The sequence below is a fragment of the Microcoleus sp. AT9b-C3 genome (assembly GCF_036705485.1).
Lineage (GTDB): Bacteria > Cyanobacteriota > Cyanobacteriia > Cyanobacteriales > Microcoleaceae > Microcoleus.
This window is the reverse complement of record NZ_JAUBUR010000032.1, coordinates 12803-30820: the sequence shown is the minus strand read 5'-3', so window position 1 is coordinate 30820 and position 18018 is coordinate 12803. Positions and strand designations below refer to the sequence as shown.

18 protein-coding genes are annotated in these 18018 nt (G+C 46.1%); 6 read left to right on the top strand and 12 right to left on the bottom strand.

Features of this window, described 5'->3' with window-relative positions; genetic code table 11:
- Nucleotides 1–97: 97 nt before the first annotated feature.
- From QUB77_RS24125 to QUB77_RS24105, 5 genes are all read right to left on the bottom strand, one after another.
- Nucleotides 98–790, bottom strand: coding sequence for a response regulator transcription factor (locus QUB77_RS24125; RefSeq protein WP_333036365.1), 693 nt, complete (start codon nt 788–790; stop codon nt 98–100).
- 105 nt (nt 791–895) lie between these two features.
- On the bottom strand, nt 896–3166 hold the full coding sequence (locus tag QUB77_RS24120) for a hypothetical protein (RefSeq protein ID WP_333172176.1): 2271 nt from the start codon (nt 3164–3166) through the stop codon (nt 896–898).
- A gap of 572 nt (nt 3167–3738) precedes the next feature.
- A complete protein-coding gene (gene psb34, locus QUB77_RS24115; RefSeq protein ID WP_015177107.1) occupies nt 3739–3906 on the bottom strand; it encodes a photosystem II assembly protein Psb34 in 168 nt (55 codons plus the stop codon).
- Between the two features lie 69 nt (nt 3907–3975).
- Complete coding sequence (locus QUB77_RS24110; protein WP_333172406.1) at nt 3976–4782, bottom strand: thiazole synthase; 807 nt, start codon at nt 4780–4782, stop codon at nt 3976–3978.
- 208 nt (nt 4783–4990) lie between these two features.
- Nucleotides 4991–5500 carry a CdiA C-terminal domain-containing protein gene (locus tag QUB77_RS24105; RefSeq protein WP_333172174.1) on the bottom strand — a complete coding sequence of 170 codons (510 nt, stop codon included), beginning with the start codon at nt 5498–5500 and terminating at the stop codon, nt 4991–4993.
- Between the two features lie 45 nt (nt 5501–5545).
- Between QUB77_RS24105 and QUB77_RS24100 the strand changes: the two genes are divergently transcribed.
- The gene (locus QUB77_RS24100) at nt 5546–6247 is read left to right on the top strand and encodes a Crp/Fnr family transcriptional regulator (protein ID WP_333172172.1); all 702 of its coding nucleotides are present in this window, start codon (nt 5546–5548) and stop codon (nt 6245–6247) included.
- Between the two features lie 251 nt (nt 6248–6498).
- Here the strand turns inward: QUB77_RS24100 and QUB77_RS24095 are convergent, their stop codons facing one another.
- The 5 genes from QUB77_RS24095 to QUB77_RS24075 all read right to left on the bottom strand — a co-directional run bounded on the left by QUB77_RS24095 (nt 6499) and on the right by QUB77_RS24075 (nt 11075).
- Nucleotides 6499–6834, bottom strand: coding sequence for a cupin domain-containing protein (locus QUB77_RS24095; RefSeq protein ID WP_333172170.1), 336 nt, complete (start codon nt 6832–6834; stop codon nt 6499–6501).
- A 100-nt stretch (nt 6835–6934) separates the two neighbouring features.
- Nucleotides 6935–7714 carry a class I SAM-dependent methyltransferase gene (locus tag QUB77_RS24090; RefSeq protein WP_333172167.1) on the bottom strand — a complete coding sequence of 260 codons (780 nt, stop codon included), beginning with the start codon at nt 7712–7714 and terminating at the stop codon, nt 6935–6937.
- A 264-nt stretch (nt 7715–7978) separates the two neighbouring features.
- Nucleotides 7979–9556 carry a sodium:proton antiporter gene (locus QUB77_RS24085; RefSeq protein ID WP_333172165.1) on the bottom strand — a complete coding sequence of 526 codons (1578 nt, stop codon included), beginning with the start codon at nt 9554–9556 and terminating at the stop codon, nt 7979–7981.
- 19 nt (nt 9557–9575) lie between these two features.
- A complete protein-coding gene (locus QUB77_RS24080) occupies nt 9576–10511 on the bottom strand; it encodes a DUF389 domain-containing protein (protein ID WP_333172163.1) in 936 nt (311 codons plus the stop codon).
- Between the two features lie 288 nt (nt 10512–10799).
- Nucleotides 10800–11075: a hypothetical protein gene (locus QUB77_RS24075; RefSeq protein WP_333172161.1), complete on the bottom strand. Its 276-nt coding sequence runs from the start codon at nt 11073–11075 to the stop codon at nt 10800–10802.
- 31 nt (nt 11076–11106) lie between these two features.
- Here QUB77_RS24075 and QUB77_RS24070 point away from each other — a divergent pair, with 31 nt between their 5' ends.
- The 4 genes from QUB77_RS24070 (at nt 11107) to QUB77_RS24055 (ending at nt 12331) form a co-directional block, all read left to right on the top strand.
- Entirely contained in the window at nt 11107–11523 is a 417-nt protein-coding gene (locus QUB77_RS24070) for an MAPEG family protein (protein WP_333172159.1), read from the top strand.
- Nucleotides 11524–11607: 84 nt separating this feature from the next.
- Nucleotides 11608–11790, top strand: coding sequence for a hypothetical protein (locus QUB77_RS24065; protein ID WP_333076843.1), 183 nt, complete (start codon nt 11608–11610; stop codon nt 11788–11790).
- Nucleotides 11759–12121, top strand: coding sequence for a hypothetical protein (locus QUB77_RS24060; protein ID WP_333172156.1), 363 nt, complete (start codon nt 11759–11761; stop codon nt 12119–12121). Before QUB77_RS24065 ends, QUB77_RS24060 begins: the two co-directional genes overlap by 32 nt.
- A 36-nt stretch (nt 12122–12157) precedes the next feature.
- The gene (locus QUB77_RS24055) at nt 12158–12331 is read left to right on the top strand and encodes a hypothetical protein (protein WP_333172154.1); all 174 of its coding nucleotides are present in this window, start codon (nt 12158–12160) and stop codon (nt 12329–12331) included.
- Nucleotides 12332–12469: 138 nt separating this feature from the next.
- Here QUB77_RS24055 and murD read toward each other — a convergent pair whose 3' ends face one another.
- Both murD and glyS read right to left on the bottom strand, forming a co-directional pair.
- Nucleotides 12470–13816: a UDP-N-acetylmuramoyl-L-alanine--D-glutamate ligase gene (gene murD / locus QUB77_RS24050; RefSeq protein WP_333172152.1), complete on the bottom strand. Its 1347-nt coding sequence runs from the start codon at nt 13814–13816 to the stop codon at nt 12470–12472.
- A gap of 331 nt (nt 13817–14147) precedes the next feature.
- A complete protein-coding gene (glyS, locus tag QUB77_RS24045; protein WP_333172150.1) occupies nt 14148–16295 on the bottom strand; it encodes a glycine--tRNA ligase subunit beta in 2148 nt (715 codons plus the stop codon).
- Between the two features lie 136 nt (nt 16296–16431).
- On the opposite strand from glyS, the gene QUB77_RS24040 reads away from it, so the two are divergent.
- A complete protein-coding gene (locus QUB77_RS24040; protein WP_333172148.1) occupies nt 16432–17559 on the top strand; it encodes a HetZ-related protein 2 in 1128 nt (375 codons plus the stop codon).
- The last annotated feature ends 459 nt before the right edge of the window (nt 17560–18018 follow it).

The window sequence follows — 18018 nt, the reverse complement described above, 5'->3', positions numbered from 1 at the left end:
CCTTACCTATTGCCTGGGGAGGGCCGCTGGACAACGATCGAGCAGGTGAATCCGAGATATTAGTGAACCCGCCCCTCGATCCGAATGGCGAATGCTACTAGGTTGTTGGCTCAAACTTGTAACCCACGCCTCGGACGGTTTGAATCATCGAAATTTGAGTGGCATCTGGTTCAATTTTGCGGCGAATTTGACCTATATGGACATCCACCACGCGATCGGCTCCTACATACTCGTAGTCCCACACTTCATGCAGCAATTCCGATCGCCTCCATACGCGACCGGGTTTGCTGGCCAAACAGTACAGCAGGTCGAATTCTAAAGCAGTCAAAGCAACTATCTGACTGCCGAGAATTACCTCGCGGCGAACCGGATCTATGAGTAGCTCTCCAAAAGTAAGAGTTTGTTGTTCGGCGGGAGTAACAATGCGTTTGCGCTTCAAAATTGCTGCAACGCGAGCTCCAATTTCTACAAGACTAAAAGGTTTAGTAATGTAGTCGTCAGCACCTTCGGCAAACCCTTTCATTTTGTCAGCTTCATCGGTTCGGGCAGTCAGCATCAACACAAACACGCCCGTGCGTCTTTGCATTTCTTGACACAGTTTGTAGCCAGTTGTATCAGGTAAATTTACATCTAGAACTACTAAGTCAGGATTGAGTTGCTCAAATAATTCCAGACCAGTCTGACCGTCCTCGCCAGACTCAACTTGATAACCTTGCTGGCTCAAAAAACGGTGAATTAAATTTCGGATTGCCGGGTCGTCATCAACCACAAGGATTTTTACAGGGGCCATGACCACAAGTTTGCTTGAAGAATTAGGCAAGAAGATTCAGCCATAATAATAGAAAACTGGATACAAATCTCGAAAAAATTGAGCTTTTAATAGTTATAGCCATATTTATAACCTACGCAAGATTTCGGGCAATAAATCTCCGGGAACTTTGGATAAGGCTAAATTTTGGCCTGGCAGCCCACATTCACTATAGAAAGCTCTAATCGTTTTGACAATATAGCTCAATGCTGTTTGCCTGGAATCAGCAGCTTGGGAGTTTGCCGGGGCTTGCAGGTTGAGTTTATCCCCATATATTAACCCTTTGTCATTGAGATATTGTCCCCATTCGGCGCACACTTGCAACTGGTGCTGCAGTGCTGCTTCTAGATGGCTTGTCTGTGCAGCTTTATTAGCGGCAAAATCTGGGTCTGTGGCTAGTTGATAGTGGGCTAGTCCGAGATTGTTACGGGCGGCCAAGGCGTCAAAGGTAAGTTGGGTTCGATCGAGCTCTCCGGCGATATCCAAGGCGGCTTCGTAGGCGGTAATCGCCTGCTGCAATGATTCCGTCCGCGCTCGTTTCTGCTGAAACTGGTTCGCCAAATGCCAATAAGCGGTACCGAGATTATTGTAGGTGGCTGCTGCTGCTGCGGGTACTAATTCTCTGGTGCGGTATTTCAATGCTTCGCGGTAGGCGGAAATCGCCCTGACTAGCAGGGGTTCTGAGGGTTCGTGCTGGGCGAGGTTCCAGCAGGCGGTACCGAGGTTGTTTTGTACTCCGGCATAATTCAGGGGTTCTCGTTCGGGACTGTAGCAGGAGAGGGCTTGGGTGTAAGCTGCGATCGCGCTTTTGAGATATACGATCGGCTCACCATCTTGAGCTAAATTCCAGTATGCTGTCGCCAAATTATTCTGAGCAGCAGCGTACTGCTGAGGCTCCACGGCGGGATCGAGATCCAGCAGCGCTTGTTGATAAGCTGCAACTGCGTGCTGCAAGTTCTCTGTCTTGTCTTGATAGCGGGCTAAATCGGCCGAGGCGATTCCCAAATTTTTGTTTAATCTAACGCGGGTTTGGGGTACGGTTTCGGCATCTGTTCGGTTCAAACCTTCAAGGTAGAGGGCGATGCTGCGTTCAAGGTTGGATACCGGATCTGATGCGTTATGCTGCGTGCGATCGCGCGATAGCATCCAATAGAGAGTGCCGAGATCGTTAAGCAGATCGGAAATTGGCGGTAGGCTGTTGGACTCCTGGGCGTACTGAGTTAAATTTTGTGTCAATTGGGCAATCAGCCGCGCGCATTCCTCAGTTAGTGGTTGATTTTGCTGGGAGTTGCTGTCAACGTCGAGATATGCAATCACTTGTTCGATCGCGCCAATGGCTATTGTCAAGTTTTGCTCTGAAACGTTTCCGCCCAGAATGCGATCGCGGTAGTAATTCCCCAAACTGTGATAAGCCAAAGCCAAAGCTTCGCAAGAACACTGATGTTCTTGCAGGAGTTCGATGTATTGCAGAGTTTGCAGCGGCAGAAAATTCTCCTCTGATGTGGCATCATTTTCTGCTTCCAACTCCTCAGAAGCCGCTGCTAGCACCAAATCTGCCAGTTCGACGGATTTAGAATCTGGCGCTGGGGACGGGGGATGGGAAATTGGGGATGGTTCGTCATCTGTCAGTTGGACGGATTTAGAATCTGGCGCTGAAGACGGGGGATAGGAAATTGGGTATTGTTCATTGGGAATTGGGGATTGTCCAGATACAGAAGATATTAAAAGTTTGTTGCCAAAGTCTCCGCTGTCCCGCAGGTTTCGCAAGTCTCCCGAGTGCCCGAAGTCATCAAAGTGCCCCAAGTCTCCCTTAGCTGGAGTTGGTTCGCCTTCAAACTCAAATACTCCGGTCCGCCAGTGCCAAAATTCCGGGGCCGATTGCTCGATCGAACTTAGCCAGGGCCGCGACACCCACAGCAACAGAGTAGACTCGCACATTTGCAGGTTTGCTTCGATGTCTCTCAAATAGCTCAGGAACGACCACTGCACGGCTGCTGACTGCCTGGTCAGGTGTTCTGCCCCAAGAATTTGAAATCCCGGCAAAGGGCTGTAGCTGCCCCTGTTTTGTGGCGGTGGGTGTTGGGTCAGCCACGCGGCGATCGATCCCCAAGGATTTGGATTGCTCAAGTCGAGTTCCAAACTGACAAATCGGGGGTAGTCGATCGGGGAGCGAGGATCGGAGCCAGCGCTCTCTGCGGTTAATTCTGCGTGCAAGCGGGCTGCCAGACAGTCCCGCAGCCACAAGTCGTCGCAGGCGGCAATAAAAATTTGACGGCGTAAATTGAGGTCGATCGCCTGTTTCAAGCGTTGGTAGATCAGCTTGTTCGAGCTAGAAACTTTTTGGGAAGGAATAGACATCAGGAGCAGCCGATTTTAGATTTTAGATTTTAGGTTTTAGGTTTTAGATTTTGGATTGTAGATTTTAGATTGTAGAGTTGAGAGTTGAAATCTCGATCGCTCATAACTCACAACTTGCGCCCCGAAGGCAGTCAATCGATTTTAGATTTTAGATTTTAGATTTTAGATTGAAGCCTTGACCCCACGGATAAATTCGGAGGCTCCTTTATCGGATACAGGTTTTTTATTTCTGGACGGATGAATCCGGGGGCTTGTATCCTGGATGCTTGATTGTCAATCGCACCGATGATGACTAAAGGATTGTAGATTTTCAATTGGCAATTTTATGTGGGTGGCGAACCAGTGTGATTAAGTGCAACCCAAGTCCCTGAACCCTACAGCCAAGAGGAAAACACCCAATTTATGCTGGTCTTATTTAGCTTTCCGGCTTGCTCGGCACGCTTCAGGATTGTCGCAACTACCTGCTTTGTATTGAAACACAAAAACCATGTTTCCATTGGTTGGAAAACATGGTTTGTTGAATGATTATTTAAAATTGCGATTTGAATCAGCTTTGAGTCTCAGCCCAGCTTTTAGACGGAAGCAGCCACAAACACCAAACCCGCGACCAACATGGCTGCTGCAATTCCCATGATGATATAGTTCCGTTGCTGATTTTTGTTGGGAGGTACGGCTTCATACACCTTCGGCTCTTTAGCAAAGTTGTTCAGGCGTCCATCGTCATCTTTGATGTAAGGCATCAGTCACAATCCTTAATATTTTTGATGTTTACAACTGTACCAAAAAAGCGCCCAGGAAAATTCGGCCATTTATTTGGAGGTGACGGTGCCTGTTTGGGGGGAAGAGGCGATCGCGTAATCTTTGATCGGCATTCTACCTGCTAAGTACGCTATCCGCCCCGCTTCTGCTGCCATGGACATTGCTTTTGCCATTGCCGGGGAATTTTGGGCATTGGCGATCGCGGAATTAATCAACAGTGCATCGGCTCCCATTTCCATTGCTCGGGCTGCTTCGCTGGGCGTTCCGATCCCCGCATCGACTACCACCGGAACATTTACCGTGTCAATAATTATTTGAATGTTGGCCGCATTGTTGATCCCTTGCCCTGAACCGATGGGCGAACCTAAAGGCATGACTGTCGCACAACCGACTTCTTCGAGGCGTTTTGCCAGCAAGGGATCGGCATTGATGTAGGGCAAAACGGCAAAACCTTCTTTGACTAATTGTTCTGCAGCTTCCAAAGTGCCGATCGGATCGGGCAGCAAATATTTAGCATCGGGAATCACTTCTAACTTGACAAAATTATTGTCTTCTTGCCCTAAAAGTTTCGCCATTTCCCGGCCCAAACGAGCTACTCTAATCGCCTCATCCGCAGTTTGACAACCGGCAGTATTTGGCAGCATCCAAATTTTAGTCCAATCAAGAGCCTCTGCCAATCCTTCATGGCCGGGAGCATTTGTTTGCACTCGCCGCACAGCCACAGTCACAATTTCGCACCTGCTAGCGTTGACACTTTGCTGCATTTCTGCAATGCTGCGATATTTTCCCGTCCCCGTCATCAAGCGAGAATGAAAAGTTTTGCCGGCAATCACCAGAGGTTTATCAAAAGATGGCATTGCGGTATCTACCGGATAGCCAAAAATGCTGTACTCAAGTGCTTCTTCCCACTGTTTTCTACCACCCATCATCTCTTCAAGCTGCAAACCTTCTTTATTTGTCAGCTCATCGCGCGTAACTGCATATAAAATTTGCCCAAGTGTAATCAATTTGGCATCTCGCGGCATATGATTTTTTAAGCCAACTTGTATGGCTTCTTCAAACTCATTAAAAACGTCTTCCATTTTCCCATTCCTCCCTAGCAATATTTTGAACTTCTTCGCTGTTGAATACTAATATAATTGCTTTAATCAGTTGAGCTTCGTCCCAATAAAAAGCTTTTCTGATACCGTCGTTTATCTTCCAGAACTCATATATTTCTCGATTTACGTGAATAATAACGGCTGCTGCACCTTGATTTTTTGCTCTACTGATTCCTTCTTGAACTCGATACCTGATATTTCTAGTAGATTCTGTTAGCTCCTTAAATTCACAAATCCGACCGTCTATCTCAGCATCTGGCGTTCTCACACCCTCTGCTGCTTGCTCGCTCAAAAGTGTAACTCTTTTTCCTATTTTAGCCAAAACTTCAGCAATAAAGATTTCCGAATTATTAAGATTGTGTTGTTGGTGGATGAGTACAAATCCGCCAGCTACCTCATCAAAATAATATCGCTGATATTCCGGTTCTGCGTTTTCGTAGATGGCTCTGCTGGTCTCGATATATTGTGAATTCACCGTTATTATACTCTGAATGGACTCCGATCGCCTAAAATTAAATGTATGAAAGCAACTGTCGAGCAACTGGCCGAAATTGGGATATTTGCCAGCTTAAACCGAACTGATTTAGAGCAATTGCAAGAACATACAGCAATTCGGAGTTACCGACAGGGAGAAGTTGTGATGTATGAGGGCGATCGCATCCCCGAAAAATTATACACTCTTTTGAGCGGTTCTCTGCGGGTTGCAAAAACAGCGGCGGCGGGCAAAGAAACAATTCTCCGCACTTTATTTCAGGGAGATATTTTTGCTGCACCTGCTTTGCTAGGCAACGGCATTGCCCCCGCAACGGTGACTGCTGAAACTGATGTGGAAGTTATTACCACAGAACGGGAATTTTTGCTAGCAGCAATTCGGGAAAATCCTGAGATTGCGTTGCGAATATTGGCGGTTTTTAATCAGCGGTTGCAACAACTGCACGAGACTGTGCACGGTTTGGTGTCGGAAAGGGCGATCGTGCGGCTGGCCCGATTTATTCATTACTTTGCCGTCGAGCAAGGTACAAAGATTGCGGATAATAGTGTATGCTTAGAAAAACGTTTTCCCTATTATCAAATTGCTCGCAGTATTGGAATTACCTACGAAGAATGCGTGCGGTTGTTTAAGAAACTCAAGCCGTTTGTATGCTACAGTCGAGGCGGTAAAATTATTGTATTGGATTGGAAAAAATTGGAGGAGGTCGCCTCTGGAGATGAAATAGAATAAATGTTAAAATCCCAATGCTCGTAGGGGCGGGTTTTACCAACAATTTACGTCTCAAACTAACAATCTCGTAAACCCGCCCCGCCCCAACTGATGATGCTACGGGACATGATTTCACAAACAATATTTGACTGCAACTCACTATCTACATAAACCCGCCCCGGTTCATGGGTTGTGGAGGGCGGGTTTATGAGATTATTGATTGTAGGCAATTATGGTGGGTAAAACCCGCCCCTACAGCAATATTTATGGGATTAATGAGGCTCGGAAAGTGTCAAAATAAACGCCAAATTTTCTTCAGCTTTCAAAGCGTGAAGAGCTTGACCAGGCATGAAGACAAATACCCCCGGTTCCAAAACAATATCCTTGCCTTCCAAAGTCAAAATACCCTTTCCTTCTATGACATTAACTGTGGCATTCCGTGCCGAAGAGTGTTCCGAAATTTCCGTTCCTGCAGCCAGGCAAAATAAACTGTACTGACAATTTTTGTCTTTGACTAAAATTTTGTTCAGCACTCCGGCGGCGGGATATTCAATTGCGTCTCGGAGTTGGATTGCTGAAGATTGTAGCGGTAAAAGAGTAGTAGTCATAGTTTTTGACAGTTAATTAATTTGGTCACAAGCCCCCGGATTTATCAGTGGCTTCACTTTCTTCCATCGAAAATCGAAAATCGAAAATTGATTGACTCGGTTAAGATTGTTTTTTGGCAGACATAACGATGTAGCCTAGATCCTGTTGGTAATGCTGGAAAACTCGACGCATTGCTAAGATACGATCGCGCATTTGCGATCGGCTTAATATATTCCACAAAATCCGCACAGTACCCACAAACCCTTCATCTTGCAGCATTCGCTGCAAATTTAGGAGGCCCATCGCCCCGGTTTGAGACTTTTCTACTTGCAAACCCGCGTTTTGGCAAACAGCAATCCAGCCCGACTCAGACAAAGGCGTTGAATTAGCCCGAGTTACTTCTGATAAAGCTTTGTGAATTTCTGATTCTCGGTTTCGGGCTAAAAGTTCGTGAGAAAGAAACTTGCCGCCTGGTTTTAAACGATCGCAAATTCCCGATACAATTTTAGCTTTCCCCGACGGCGACTGCATTGTCAGGATAGCTTCAGCCAACACCCAATCAAACTGTTGGGAAATCCGATCCAAGTGAAAAATATCTCCTTCCACAATTTCTACTTGATCGCTCAAACCGGCTGCTGCAACATTAGCACGAGCGCGGGCCACACTCTCGGGATTTTTCTCAACTCCCACTACTTTTACGCCAAAACGTTCAACAAGGGCGATCGAACTATATCCAAAACTAGCAGCCAACTCCAAAACAGTCTCCCCAGGCTGAAAATCCGCCCATTCAAATAACTGTTCCGTAGCAAGTTTCCCCCCCGGCCTCAGCATTTTCTTGCCAGCCGCCGCGAGCACTTCATGTCCGGGTGCAGTCTTAAAATTGAGAGTAGTATTGGTCATTAAATTGACCTCCTATTTAACCTTACTCTCAGTTTGCCAAATTTTCCCAAATCTTTCTATGATCTAGCTCATATTCAAATTATCATAGGCTGACGAACCCTACAATATCAGGAAGTATATCATGTCCGCCCCTCAACACTTCGCACTGTTTTTGATTGCCAACACGGAATCTAACAAGGAACGAAAAATTTGATGGTTTTAGGACTTACGCAAAATTTCCACATAAGCGGGACAATCACATGGATTATCCCTACAAACATCCTATTAAGAAACAATTTTCTCATTCCGATCTTGAAAACATTGCCGCAACACAGAAACAGGCAGCTCATTCAATTGACCCGCGCGCACAAATTCAGCATAAGTATCAGCCTCTATTGCCTGCAAATCCCCTTCGAGTTTGTCGATAGTCATCTGCCGCAGTTCAGGAGATCGATCGTACATTTGATTGATTTCTGCTTGCAGCAAGTTTAATTTTTCTTGAAGCTGACTCACGAGATGATTGGAAAACTCAGGCTCGATTTTACGATCGCCCGATACTTCAGATAGATGCTTGAGAACCCGATTGAGAGCAACACGTTGGGCGATCGCCTGCAGATACTGCTGGCGCAACTCCTGGTTCTTCAATAACCCCAATTTTTCCAGCAGCGCCTTGGTGGTTAAACCTTGTGCTAGCAGCGTAAATAAAACTACGCCAAACACGATCGCAATAATTGTTGGTCGATCGGGCAGAACATGGGGTACGCTCAAAGCTAAAGCAATCGAGACAGAACCCCGCAATCCTCCCCACCAAATTACAGTTTGATCGGGCAATGAAATTTCAGAGTGTCCTAACCAATTGCTCAACCATCCTAAACCAAAAATAGCGATCGCTCGCGTCACAAACATCGCCACTACAGTTATGCCAATCACTCCTAAATTCGCTCCCAAATCAGCAAACCTTATCTGATCGCCAATCAGCAGGAACATGATCGAATTTACAAAAAACGCCAAAAAATTCCAAAATTGTGTTACCGCAAGTCTGGTACTGGGTTGCATACCTATCTGAGAGCCAAAATTGCCAAATATCAAGCCCATCGTTACCACCCCAATCACCCCTGAACCGCCGAGCTCCTCCACAACTATATAAGTGCCGTAGGCTGAAACTAGGGTTAACGATTGCTCAACCAAAGGTAAATCAAATGGTTGAGTCAGATAAGAAACTCCAAAACCGATTAAACTGCCGACAACAACCCCAATTCCCACAAAAGCTAAGAAACGCGCAATCAGAATTGGGATGCCAACTTCATCAGTACCTAGAGAGAATCCCACCAAAAAACTAAAGGCAACAATAGCAATGCCATCATTAAATAAACTCTCACCCTCCACCAGTAACGCTAGCCGTTTTTCAACTCCCAATTCCCGGAACAATGCAATTACAGAAACAGGATCTGTAGCAGATATACTAGCTCCTACCAACAGAGCGATCGCTAAAGAAACTCCCGCTATTTGGTTGAGAGCAAAAGCCACGCCAGCAACAGAAATAACGACGCCCAAAACCGCATAAAGAGCGATCGGCACTAAATCCCGCTTGAGTTTAGGCCATTCCAAATTCCAAGCAGCTTCAAACAAAAGAGGCGGCAAAAAAATCAACAGAATTAGTTTCGGTGAAAGCGTCACCAGCCGCACATCTATAAAAGCCAAACCCAACCCGACAATTACTAACAGCAGCGTGTAGGGAATTTTGCTCAGCCACCCAAAGATTTGTGGCAGCGTCGCCACAGTTAAGGAAACCGCTAGCACTAAGAGAAATTGCTTCAGATTACCCTCGATCGTCACTTGATTAATTAGAGTTTCTGGGGTCATACAATTAGGGATAAAATAGTTAAGGTTTCGGTTTCGATCGGGACTTATCCGCCGTTGACCCCCGCACTTCTTCAACTTGACTGACTTGAAAAATCAGGGTAAATTTTTGGCCCATTTCTTTTTCGACAAATGCTTCTAAAAGCTGCACCTGTTTGGGTGTCAAAGCTTCGCTGCTGCGAACAATCAAACGAACCTCCGGCGGTTTTGTCAACCAGTTAGTATCAGTTGCAATCAGTTCCACCCGTTGAAAAGTAATAGTTCGGTTAAGCAACGCCCGCTTCAGACTGGCTTCTAGTTGGGCTTGCTCGATCAATTCCGCAAAACTCACGGCCAGAGGAATTACAAGTATAGCCGTCAATGCTAGCGCCCAAAATAGGGCTTTACCGGCGCGATGTAGGGGGGTGTAGCCAGCCATTAAAGAGGTTAGCATACAGGAGAGAGTTATTCCCAGCAAATTAGTAAGATACAGGAGGCTTGCTCCCAAACTGAGCGACCAATTAGCTTGAGATAAGCCTAAACCTATAACACAAATTGGCGGCATCAGAGCCACCGCTATTGCAGTTCCCGCCAGAGTAGCAGAAACTTTGGGCTGAACTTTCGCATAGCCACTGATTCCCCCAGCGGCGATCGCAATTCCTAAGTCTAGTAATGTAGGTTTAGAACGAGCTAGAACTTCGCTTCCAAAGTCGGGAAGTTGTACCAAAGCTCCCAAAAAACAAGCTAGAAAAATTGCTAGCAGCGTCCCTACTGATAATGCAATTAAACCTTTGCGGAAGAGGATAACGTTACCTTCTACCGCTCCAAAAGCTAACCCTCGGATTGGCAACATCAGAGGCGCAATGATCATAGCACCGATAATGACGGCTGCGCTGTTGGCAAGCAGTCCAAAGGTGGCAATTATACAGGAGCCTAGAATTAAGACAAGATAGTTAATATCTAGGGTTGATTCTTCCAACAAGTCAACTCGTATTTGCTTTAGATGCTCTCGAGGAATCCTGCTCCTGGTGAAATATTTAAGACGGTCTCGAATAGGGTTGAGCAAAATAATCTCCTTAAATTGGGGGCTTGTATCTGTCAATCGATTTTAGATTTTAGATTTTAGATTTTAGATTTTAAATTCACTCCACACATTTTAGATTTTAGATTGATTCGACCGATGAATATGGGAGCTTGAACAAAAGTCTAAAATTTGGGGTAGCCCAGTCGATTTTAGATTTTAGATTTTAGATTTACTACACCGATTTTAGATTCGAGATTTTAGATTTACTACACCGATGAATCTAGGAGATTGAACTAAAGTCAAAAATTTGGGGTGGCTCACGACAAGAGTCGGGGGCTTGTATCCCTGTGCAGGTGCGAGCAAAAGAATCAAAATCCCAGCCCGCAAGTTTTCGAGGATGTCCCGGAACTCTAAAGCAATTGCCGCGCCACTAATACCCAGCAGTTGAATCACATCCCTTGCCTTGAATGACTGGATGGCGATGAATGACCCGATCGACAATAATTGATTTATAATCAAGATATCTACTCCAACCCAATAATACCGAATCATGCTCGCAGAAGCAAACGCGACACTTTGGCCTAGTCTAATTACTGTTTCAGCATTAATTCTCTACTTCGTTGTTACCATCAACGTCGGAAGAGCTAGATTCAAACACAAAGTTTCTCCCCCGCAGATGACAGGAAACCCAGACTTTGAGCGAGTGGTGCGAGTTCAGCAAAATACCTTAGAGCAAATGATCCTATTTTTGCCCTCACTGTGGCTATTCTCGCAATTTATCAGCCCAATTTGGGGCGCAGGTATCGGCGCAGTTTGGATAATTGGACGCATTTTGTTTGCTTGGGGTTACTATCAAGCTGCCGAAAAAAGAGCGGCAGGATTTGGCATTAGTACCTTAGCTACTTTAGCTTTGCTTGGGGGTTCATTAACTGGCATAATTATGTCGCTGCTGAAGGTTGGAGCGTAACTTGCGATCGACATAATTGTTTTTCTACTCGTTTCCAGGCTCGGCCTGGGAACCAGTTAAATGTAATAAATGTTAGGAGTAAATATGTCAGAAACCAACAAACCCGTATTTGAAATTAACCCGAAACTTTTTCAGCAGCTTGTCGAGTGGCAAGAAAAACTTGAACGAGAAGATGAATTAGCAAGCGAGTCAGAAAACGAGAAACCAACTGAGGTAATAACTCCTCCCGAAAGTGATGAACAGCATTCTCAAACAGATAATTTCTAGCTGGTGGCTAGCAGCATCTTTGGGATTTCCGGCTGCTGTCTCGGCTCAATCGCTGACACCCAGCCAAATTCAGCAAGTCAATAGCGGTTTGTTTCGTTCTAACTCTCAAGATTTCTTTCAGCAAGGCTATCGCCAACTGGAAAGGGAAATCGCAATTTTGTTACAAAAAAATGTCGCTTCCGAAGACCGGATTCTGGAGATTGATGAAAAATTGCTCTCTCAGCTTTGCAGCGAAGAATTTAAAATCTCCTCGCGGCATTCTGATACAATAAGTGCTGCTGAGATTTCGGATTTTCAGAGCAAGTTAAAAGACATTTGCAGACACAATTAAAATGAAAGTGAGGTCAATATTCAAAGTTTAGTGCTAATGGATAAAGAGGCAATGGCTAAGTTAAAAACAGCCATGCTGGAAGCGGAAACCGCTGCTCATTTGGCGGCAATCATTATTGATTATACTCATGAGGAAATGATGGTAGTTTTTTATGAGCTAGAATGGGAACAACAGGATAGGATTAAGAGTGTTTGGAAAACAGTTAGTTAAAGTAGATTGGCCAAAATCAGAGGTTTTAATTTTTAACCGCAGATGTAAGCCGATAGACGCGGATGAACGCAGATTGAATTTTGTTAGTGTTCGCTGTGTATAAAAATCTGAATTTGTACACAGCGAACAATGACCTATCTAAACTAGGGATTCGAGGCATAATTGGCGGAAATGATCGCCCCGTTGCTCGAAGTTTTGGTATTGATCGAAGCTAGCACAGGCTGGGGAAAGCAGCACTACTTTAGCGTTGTTCTGTTTGCCTAATTCGGCCGATCGCGGGATTGCTCTTTCCATTGTTTCGACTATTTCCCAAGCGCTGTAATTTGCTTGTTCGAGCCGATCGGCAAAAATACCTGCCGCATCCCCAATTAGCAACACCGCAGCAGCTTTCGCCTTGATTGTATCAATCCAAGCGCGATCGTCCCCTTCTTTGGCGTCGCCGCCCGCAATTAAAATCGCCGGTGCGCTCACAGAAGCCAACCCGACTTGGGCGGCGTCATAATTAGTAGCTTTGCTATCGTTGATGAAATCTATGCCTTCCCAAGTGCAGATGTGTTCTAGGCGGTGCGAAACTCCGGGGAATTTAGCGATCGCCCGGGCGATCGCGCTTTTATCTATCCCCGCCAAGTTAGCCGCAGCCACCGCCATTAACAAATTCTGCAAATTGTGTTCTCCCACCATCCGCAAAGAATCAGCAGGCAGAATTTTATCGCTTTGAGCTATTACCCAACCGTTTTCGATGTACGCTCCAAAAGTGCGATCGCCCAACAGTTCTTTTTCACCTTTGACACTCGTCCAACACGCATCCGGCCAAATGTCAACTCCTTGCTGCCGCAAACAAGGATCGTCACCGTTAATTACTTGCAATTCCGACTTTTTCAGCAAATGGGCTTTAATGTTGTAGTAATTTTCTAAAGTTTTGTGGCGGCTGAGGTGATCCGGCGTCAAAGTCGTCAAAACTCCGATTCGCGGTGCTACAAACGGCGAGGATTCTATCTGGTAGCTGCTGATTTCTGCGATTACCCAATCGGGCTGTTTTTCGGCTAAAGCTAATTCACACGCAGCATAGCCAATATTACCGCAAGCGGGAGCGTAAAGCCCGGCCTCTGCAAAAATAGCAGCAATTAAAGCAGTCGTGGTAGTTTTGCCGTTAGTGCCGGTAATTCCCACCCAAGGAGATTTGAGGTAACGCCACGCGAGAGCCATTTCTCCAATTGTTTCAATCCCTAACTCTCGGGCGCGCACTAATGCTGGACTGTCCCAGGGAACGCCCGGACTTACTACTATTAATTCTATAGATTCGTCAGGTTCAAAAGATTTACCTAACTCCACATGAATTCCTTCGTTAGCGAATTCCTGTTGCTGTTCAAGCAAATTTGGGGAAGATGAGCGATCGCTCAACGTTACTTCCCATCCTTCGCGTTTGAGCAGTCTGGCGGCGGCAATTCCTGATTTTCCTAGTCCAATGATATGAGCGATCGGCATAAGTTGTGTGTGTGATGGAGCGAATTTCCCTGGTTTTATAAGTTTATATTTTAACCTGGGATCTGTTGTTGGCTATTGGCCATTTTGCTTAAATTATGACTGTTTTGACAAAGTTATCGTAAGGTGCGCAATGCGCACCCTACCATTATGATAGGCTTATTGGATAAATCTTTGATAGATAGGGAAACCGCAGATAAACGCAGATACTTTCAAGATAGTTTACGACTTTTGCAATATTGTCTAATTTACTATCATGATGATTTACCCCGATTTTTTTTGTCGCATAAAGTGCGCATTGCGCACCCTAGCATGATGATTTACCGTGAATTTTTTAACCTTTCACGATCGCCCCAAAGTCAGCCAACACCCGCGCGTGATTCCGCAGCAAACCCAGTAAATTCAACCGATTTTGCTTAATTTCCGGGTCAGAATCCATCACCAAAACGCTTTCTGGCCCGTCGAAAAAGTTGCTGACAGTCGGAGCAATTTCCGTCAAACTATCTACTAACTGCTGGTAATTGCGAGTTTGTTTGGATAACAGCGTTTGCGGCACTAACTGCACGACTGCATCGTAAAAAGCTTGTTCAGACGATTTTTGAAATAACTCTGGTTTCACCGCATTTTTCGGTTCCAATTCAACTTTATCCAAATCTCCTTGAGCCGCCAAACGAGTTGAACGGTTGACTGTTTCGTAAATTAGATCCAAAGTCTGATTATTGCGGATTTCTTGGAGAAAAAGTGCTCTTTCCAGTGCGTCCAACAAATCTCTCAATGCTCGTTCAGTATATTCTGGGTCGTTTTCTCCCAAAACTGCATTCACCAAATCGTAATCTACATTCTTTTCTTCTTGCAACAAAGTCCGAATTCTTTGTAAGAAAAAATCGTATAACTGTGATAGCAACTCCGCAGGTGTTTCTGGGCGTGCTGCGGTAAATTCGGAAACAACTTCTGCAAGCAACTGGTGCAAATTGATGGGCAATTGAGCCGCCCAAATAATGTTAATTATTGCATTAGCGGCGCGGCGCAAAGCGAAGGGATCGGATGAACCAGTCGGCAACATTCCCAAGCCGAAGATGCTGACTAAAGTATCTAATTTGTCGGCTATTCCGACAACTTGACCTGTGAGAGTTTGGGGCAAATTGTCGCCTGCACCTTTGGGCAAATAATGTTCAAAAATCGCTGTGGCTACTTCTTCCGATTCGCCACTTGCTAAGGCGTATTTCTGCCCCATGATTCCTTGCATTTCGGGAAGTTCGTAAACCATTTGGGTTACGAGGTCTGCTTTGCAAAGTAAGGCTGCTCTTGCTATGTAAGCTTGTTCTTCGCCTGTGATTTGCAGTTGGTTGGTGATGAGGCTGGCAATCTTGCACAGCCGATCGACCTTTGCGCGTACTGTCCCCAAATCTTCCTGGAAAGTAACTGTTGCCAACTTGGGCAAATAATCCTCTAGAGGCTTTACCAAGTCTGCTTTGTAGAAAAACTGACCGTCTGCCAATCTCGCCCGCACTACTCGCTCGTTACCGGCGGCAATAATCGCCGCTTTAGCGGGATCTCCGTTGGAAATTGTAATGAAATAGGGCAGCAGTTCTGGAAAATCCGGGCTTTTGAGAATCGGAAAATAGCGCTGGTTTGTAACAATAATTGTGGTGATTACTTCCGGTGGCAATATCAAAAATTCGTCGTCAAATTTCCCGACAACTGCGTTCGGCCATTCTACTAAGTCGGTGACTTCTTCTAACAAATCTTCGGTAATGTCGGCGTAACCGCCTTGTTTTGTTGCTGCGGCTTCTACTTGTGCTTGAATTTGATTTTTCCGCTGGGTTCGATCGACCTCCACGCAAGCAGCCCGCAGACATTCGACATAATCCTCGGCTTGCGGAATCGAGACAGGCTGCGGATGTAACACCCGGTGTCCTTGGGAAATCCGATCGCTCTTGACGGTATCCGAACCACTCACCAATGTAATTGGCAGTACACTATCATCTAACAGTGCCACGAGCGATCGAATCGGGCGCGGAAACTTCAAATCTCCGTCGGCCCACCGCATAAATCTTTTGCCTTCTAACTTATTAATCCACTGCGGCACAAGTTCCGTCAAAATATCCGCTGTCATGCGCCCCGGAATCTTTTTGAGCACAAACACAAAATCGCCTTTATCGGTAGCGCGAACTTCCAAAGCATCAATTTCGACGCCTTGCTTTTTCGCAAAACCTTCGGCTGCTTTCGTCGGTTTGCCATCTTTAAAAGCCGAACTTGCGGGCGGCCCTTTTACCTCTTCTTCTCTATCTAATTGCTGAACTGGCAGCCCTTTCACGAGAACGGCCAAACGCCTCGGAGTAGCGTATACATTAATAGAGTCATTTGTCAAGGATTCTTCTGCCAGCGTTGCAGGTACAAGTCGCTGCCACTGCTGGGCGCTGCCTGCGACAAAAGATGCGGGCAATTCTTCTGTACCGAGTTCTAATAAAAAGTTAGGCATATCGCACCGTAATGGAATTTTGTTTAGGGTAATTTAAGGTAATTTATCCGATCGCGCGCTCGTATATCTGAAAAATACTCAAAAATTCAGGATACCACGTAAAATCGGGGGTGAAAGACAATATTCTCGACAGCCCATGACCTTGGCCCAAAGACTAGGACAAGATTGGAAGTCTCGACTCGAACAAGATTGCCCGCAGGAGAGTTCTAGCACTCGCGAGAGTGTTGTCCGCTGGCTGTTGGGAGACAAGCCCGAAAGATTTGACACTCTTAGCCCAACTCAATTGTCTGTTGCCTCTGGGGCGATCGACTTTTTATATCGAATTTTGATTTCTCGGTATCTGGGAGTACCGCCAGAAAAAGCTTACCGCAACTTGATCGGGCGGCTCGGCGGCTTGGTTGTGCTCCGCCAAAAAATCCAAGCGTGGGTTTCGCTGAGTCGGGACAGACAGCGGAGTGCGGTGGAGGTACTGCAAGAAGTGATTCAGGAAATGCTCAATTCCGATCGCTACCTGCAGCAGCAAGTCGCCTGGATTGCCGAATGCACCTCAGACAGACGCCTGCGAAATGCTTTGCTGCTGGCGAGCACAGAAGAATACTGCTTGCGGCCGATCCGCAACCAGCCCCTGCTGGTGTACCGTTTTGTCAACTACCTGCGGCGTGCTCAGCGGGGCGGGTTGACGCAGGTGCCTGCGGGAGACTGGGTGCGGCTGGTGTCGGAACAGGTTCTACCCGAAGATACAGACGAACCGCTCAGCCTGCTAGACGAACAGGCAATGTCTGAGTATCGAGAAAATCAAGCTTGGGAAGAGCAGCAAACTCAGCGGCAGATTGTCCAACAAGAATTTGAGAATTACTTGGCCGCTGAAGTCGATCCGCTGGCTTCCCGGTGGCTGCGGCTTTACCTGCAAGGTCGTTCCCAAGAGGCAATTGCCGAGGAGTTGAAGGTTCCGATCAAGCAAATTTACCGCTTGCGAGAAAAAGTCAGTTACCACGCGATTCGGGTTTTTGCGGTCAAACAAGCACCGGAATTAGTCGCCAACTGGTTGGAAACTTCGCTCCAAGAACACAGTTTGGGCTTGACTCCGGCTCAGTGGCAGCAATATTTACAAAACCTCACGCCGGTGCAGCGGCAGTTGGTAGAATCGCTGAAAGCAGGGAAAAGTGTAGAGACGATCGCATCTGAATTAAAGCTGAAAACCAATCAAGTCATCGGCGAGTGGAGCAAACTCTATTTAGCAGCTCAATCGCTCCGCAACGAGTAGATTGGTCATGGGTGGCGGGTAATTGCTAATTGTTAATTGGCGGTAGCATTTTTTGGAATCCGCGCTACAAATCAATTCCCCAAAAGCCACAGAGTGCTGCGAGTTGCCCCGTGGAAAACCGCGCGATGCCCCTTGTATCAAATCAGGTTAGATCGATCGGGATGTTGTAGCGGTGCCGTGACAAGCGAGTTTCAAAGGTGGTACCCGCCACGTGATTTATCCGTGGAATCAATCCAAAATCGAAAATCTAAAATCCTCAAGCCCCCGAATTTATCCGTGGGGTCGCCTCTAAAATCTAAAATCTAAAATCTAAATCGGGATGTTGTAGCGCTGCCGTGACAAGCGAGTTTCAAAGGTGGTATCCGCCACGTGATTTATCCGCGGAATCAATCCAAAATCGAAAATCTAAAATCCTCAAGCCCCCGAATTTATCCGTGGGGTCGCCTCTAAAATCTAAAA

What these genes read in the sequence shown, in the direction of transcription:
- QUB77_RS24125 (WP_333036365.1), bottom strand. Translation starts at nt 790, where the DNA reads ATGGCCCCTGTAAAAATCCTTGTGGTTGATGACGACCCGGCAATCCGA.
- QUB77_RS24120 (WP_333172176.1), bottom strand. Translation starts at nt 3,166, where the DNA reads ATGTCTATTCCTTCCCAAAAAGTTTCTAGCTCGAACAAGCTGATCTAC.
- psb34 (WP_015177107.1), bottom strand. Translation starts at nt 3,906, where the DNA reads ATGCCTTACATCAAAGATGACGATGGACGCCTGAACAACTTTGCTAAA.
- QUB77_RS24110 (WP_333172406.1), bottom strand. Translation starts at nt 4,782, where the DNA reads ATGCCATCTTTTGATAAACCTCTGGTGATTGCCGGCAAAACTTTTCAT.
- QUB77_RS24100 (WP_333172172.1), top strand. Translation starts at nt 5,546, where the DNA reads ATGAAAGCAACTGTCGAGCAACTGGCCGAAATTGGGATATTTGCCAGC.
- QUB77_RS24095 (WP_333172170.1), bottom strand. Translation starts at nt 6,834, where the DNA reads ATGACTACTACTCTTTTACCGCTACAATCTTCAGCAATCCAACTCCGA.
- QUB77_RS24090 (WP_333172167.1), bottom strand. Translation starts at nt 7,714, where the DNA reads ATGACCAATACTACTCTCAATTTTAAGACTGCACCCGGACATGAAGTG.
- QUB77_RS24085 (WP_333172165.1), bottom strand. Translation starts at nt 9,556, where the DNA reads ATGACCCCAGAAACTCTAATTAATCAAGTGACGATCGAGGGTAATCTG.
- QUB77_RS24070 (WP_333172159.1), top strand. Translation starts at nt 11,107, where the DNA reads ATGCTCGCAGAAGCAAACGCGACACTTTGGCCTAGTCTAATTACTGTT.
- QUB77_RS24065 (WP_333076843.1), top strand. Translation starts at nt 11,608, where the DNA reads ATGTCAGAAACCAACAAACCCGTATTTGAAATTAACCCGAAACTTTTT.
- QUB77_RS24060 (WP_333172156.1), top strand. Translation starts at nt 11,759, where the DNA reads ATGAACAGCATTCTCAAACAGATAATTTCTAGCTGGTGGCTAGCAGCA.
- QUB77_RS24055 (WP_333172154.1), top strand. Translation starts at nt 12,158, where the DNA reads ATGGATAAAGAGGCAATGGCTAAGTTAAAAACAGCCATGCTGGAAGCG.
- murD (WP_333172152.1), bottom strand. Translation starts at nt 13,816, where the DNA reads ATGCCGATCGCTCATATCATTGGACTAGGAAAATCAGGAATTGCCGCC.
- glyS (WP_333172150.1), bottom strand. Translation starts at nt 16,295, where the DNA reads ATGCCTAACTTTTTATTAGAACTCGGTACAGAAGAATTGCCCGCATCT.
- QUB77_RS24040 (WP_333172148.1), top strand. Translation starts at nt 16,432, where the DNA reads ATGACCTTGGCCCAAAGACTAGGACAAGATTGGAAGTCTCGACTCGAA.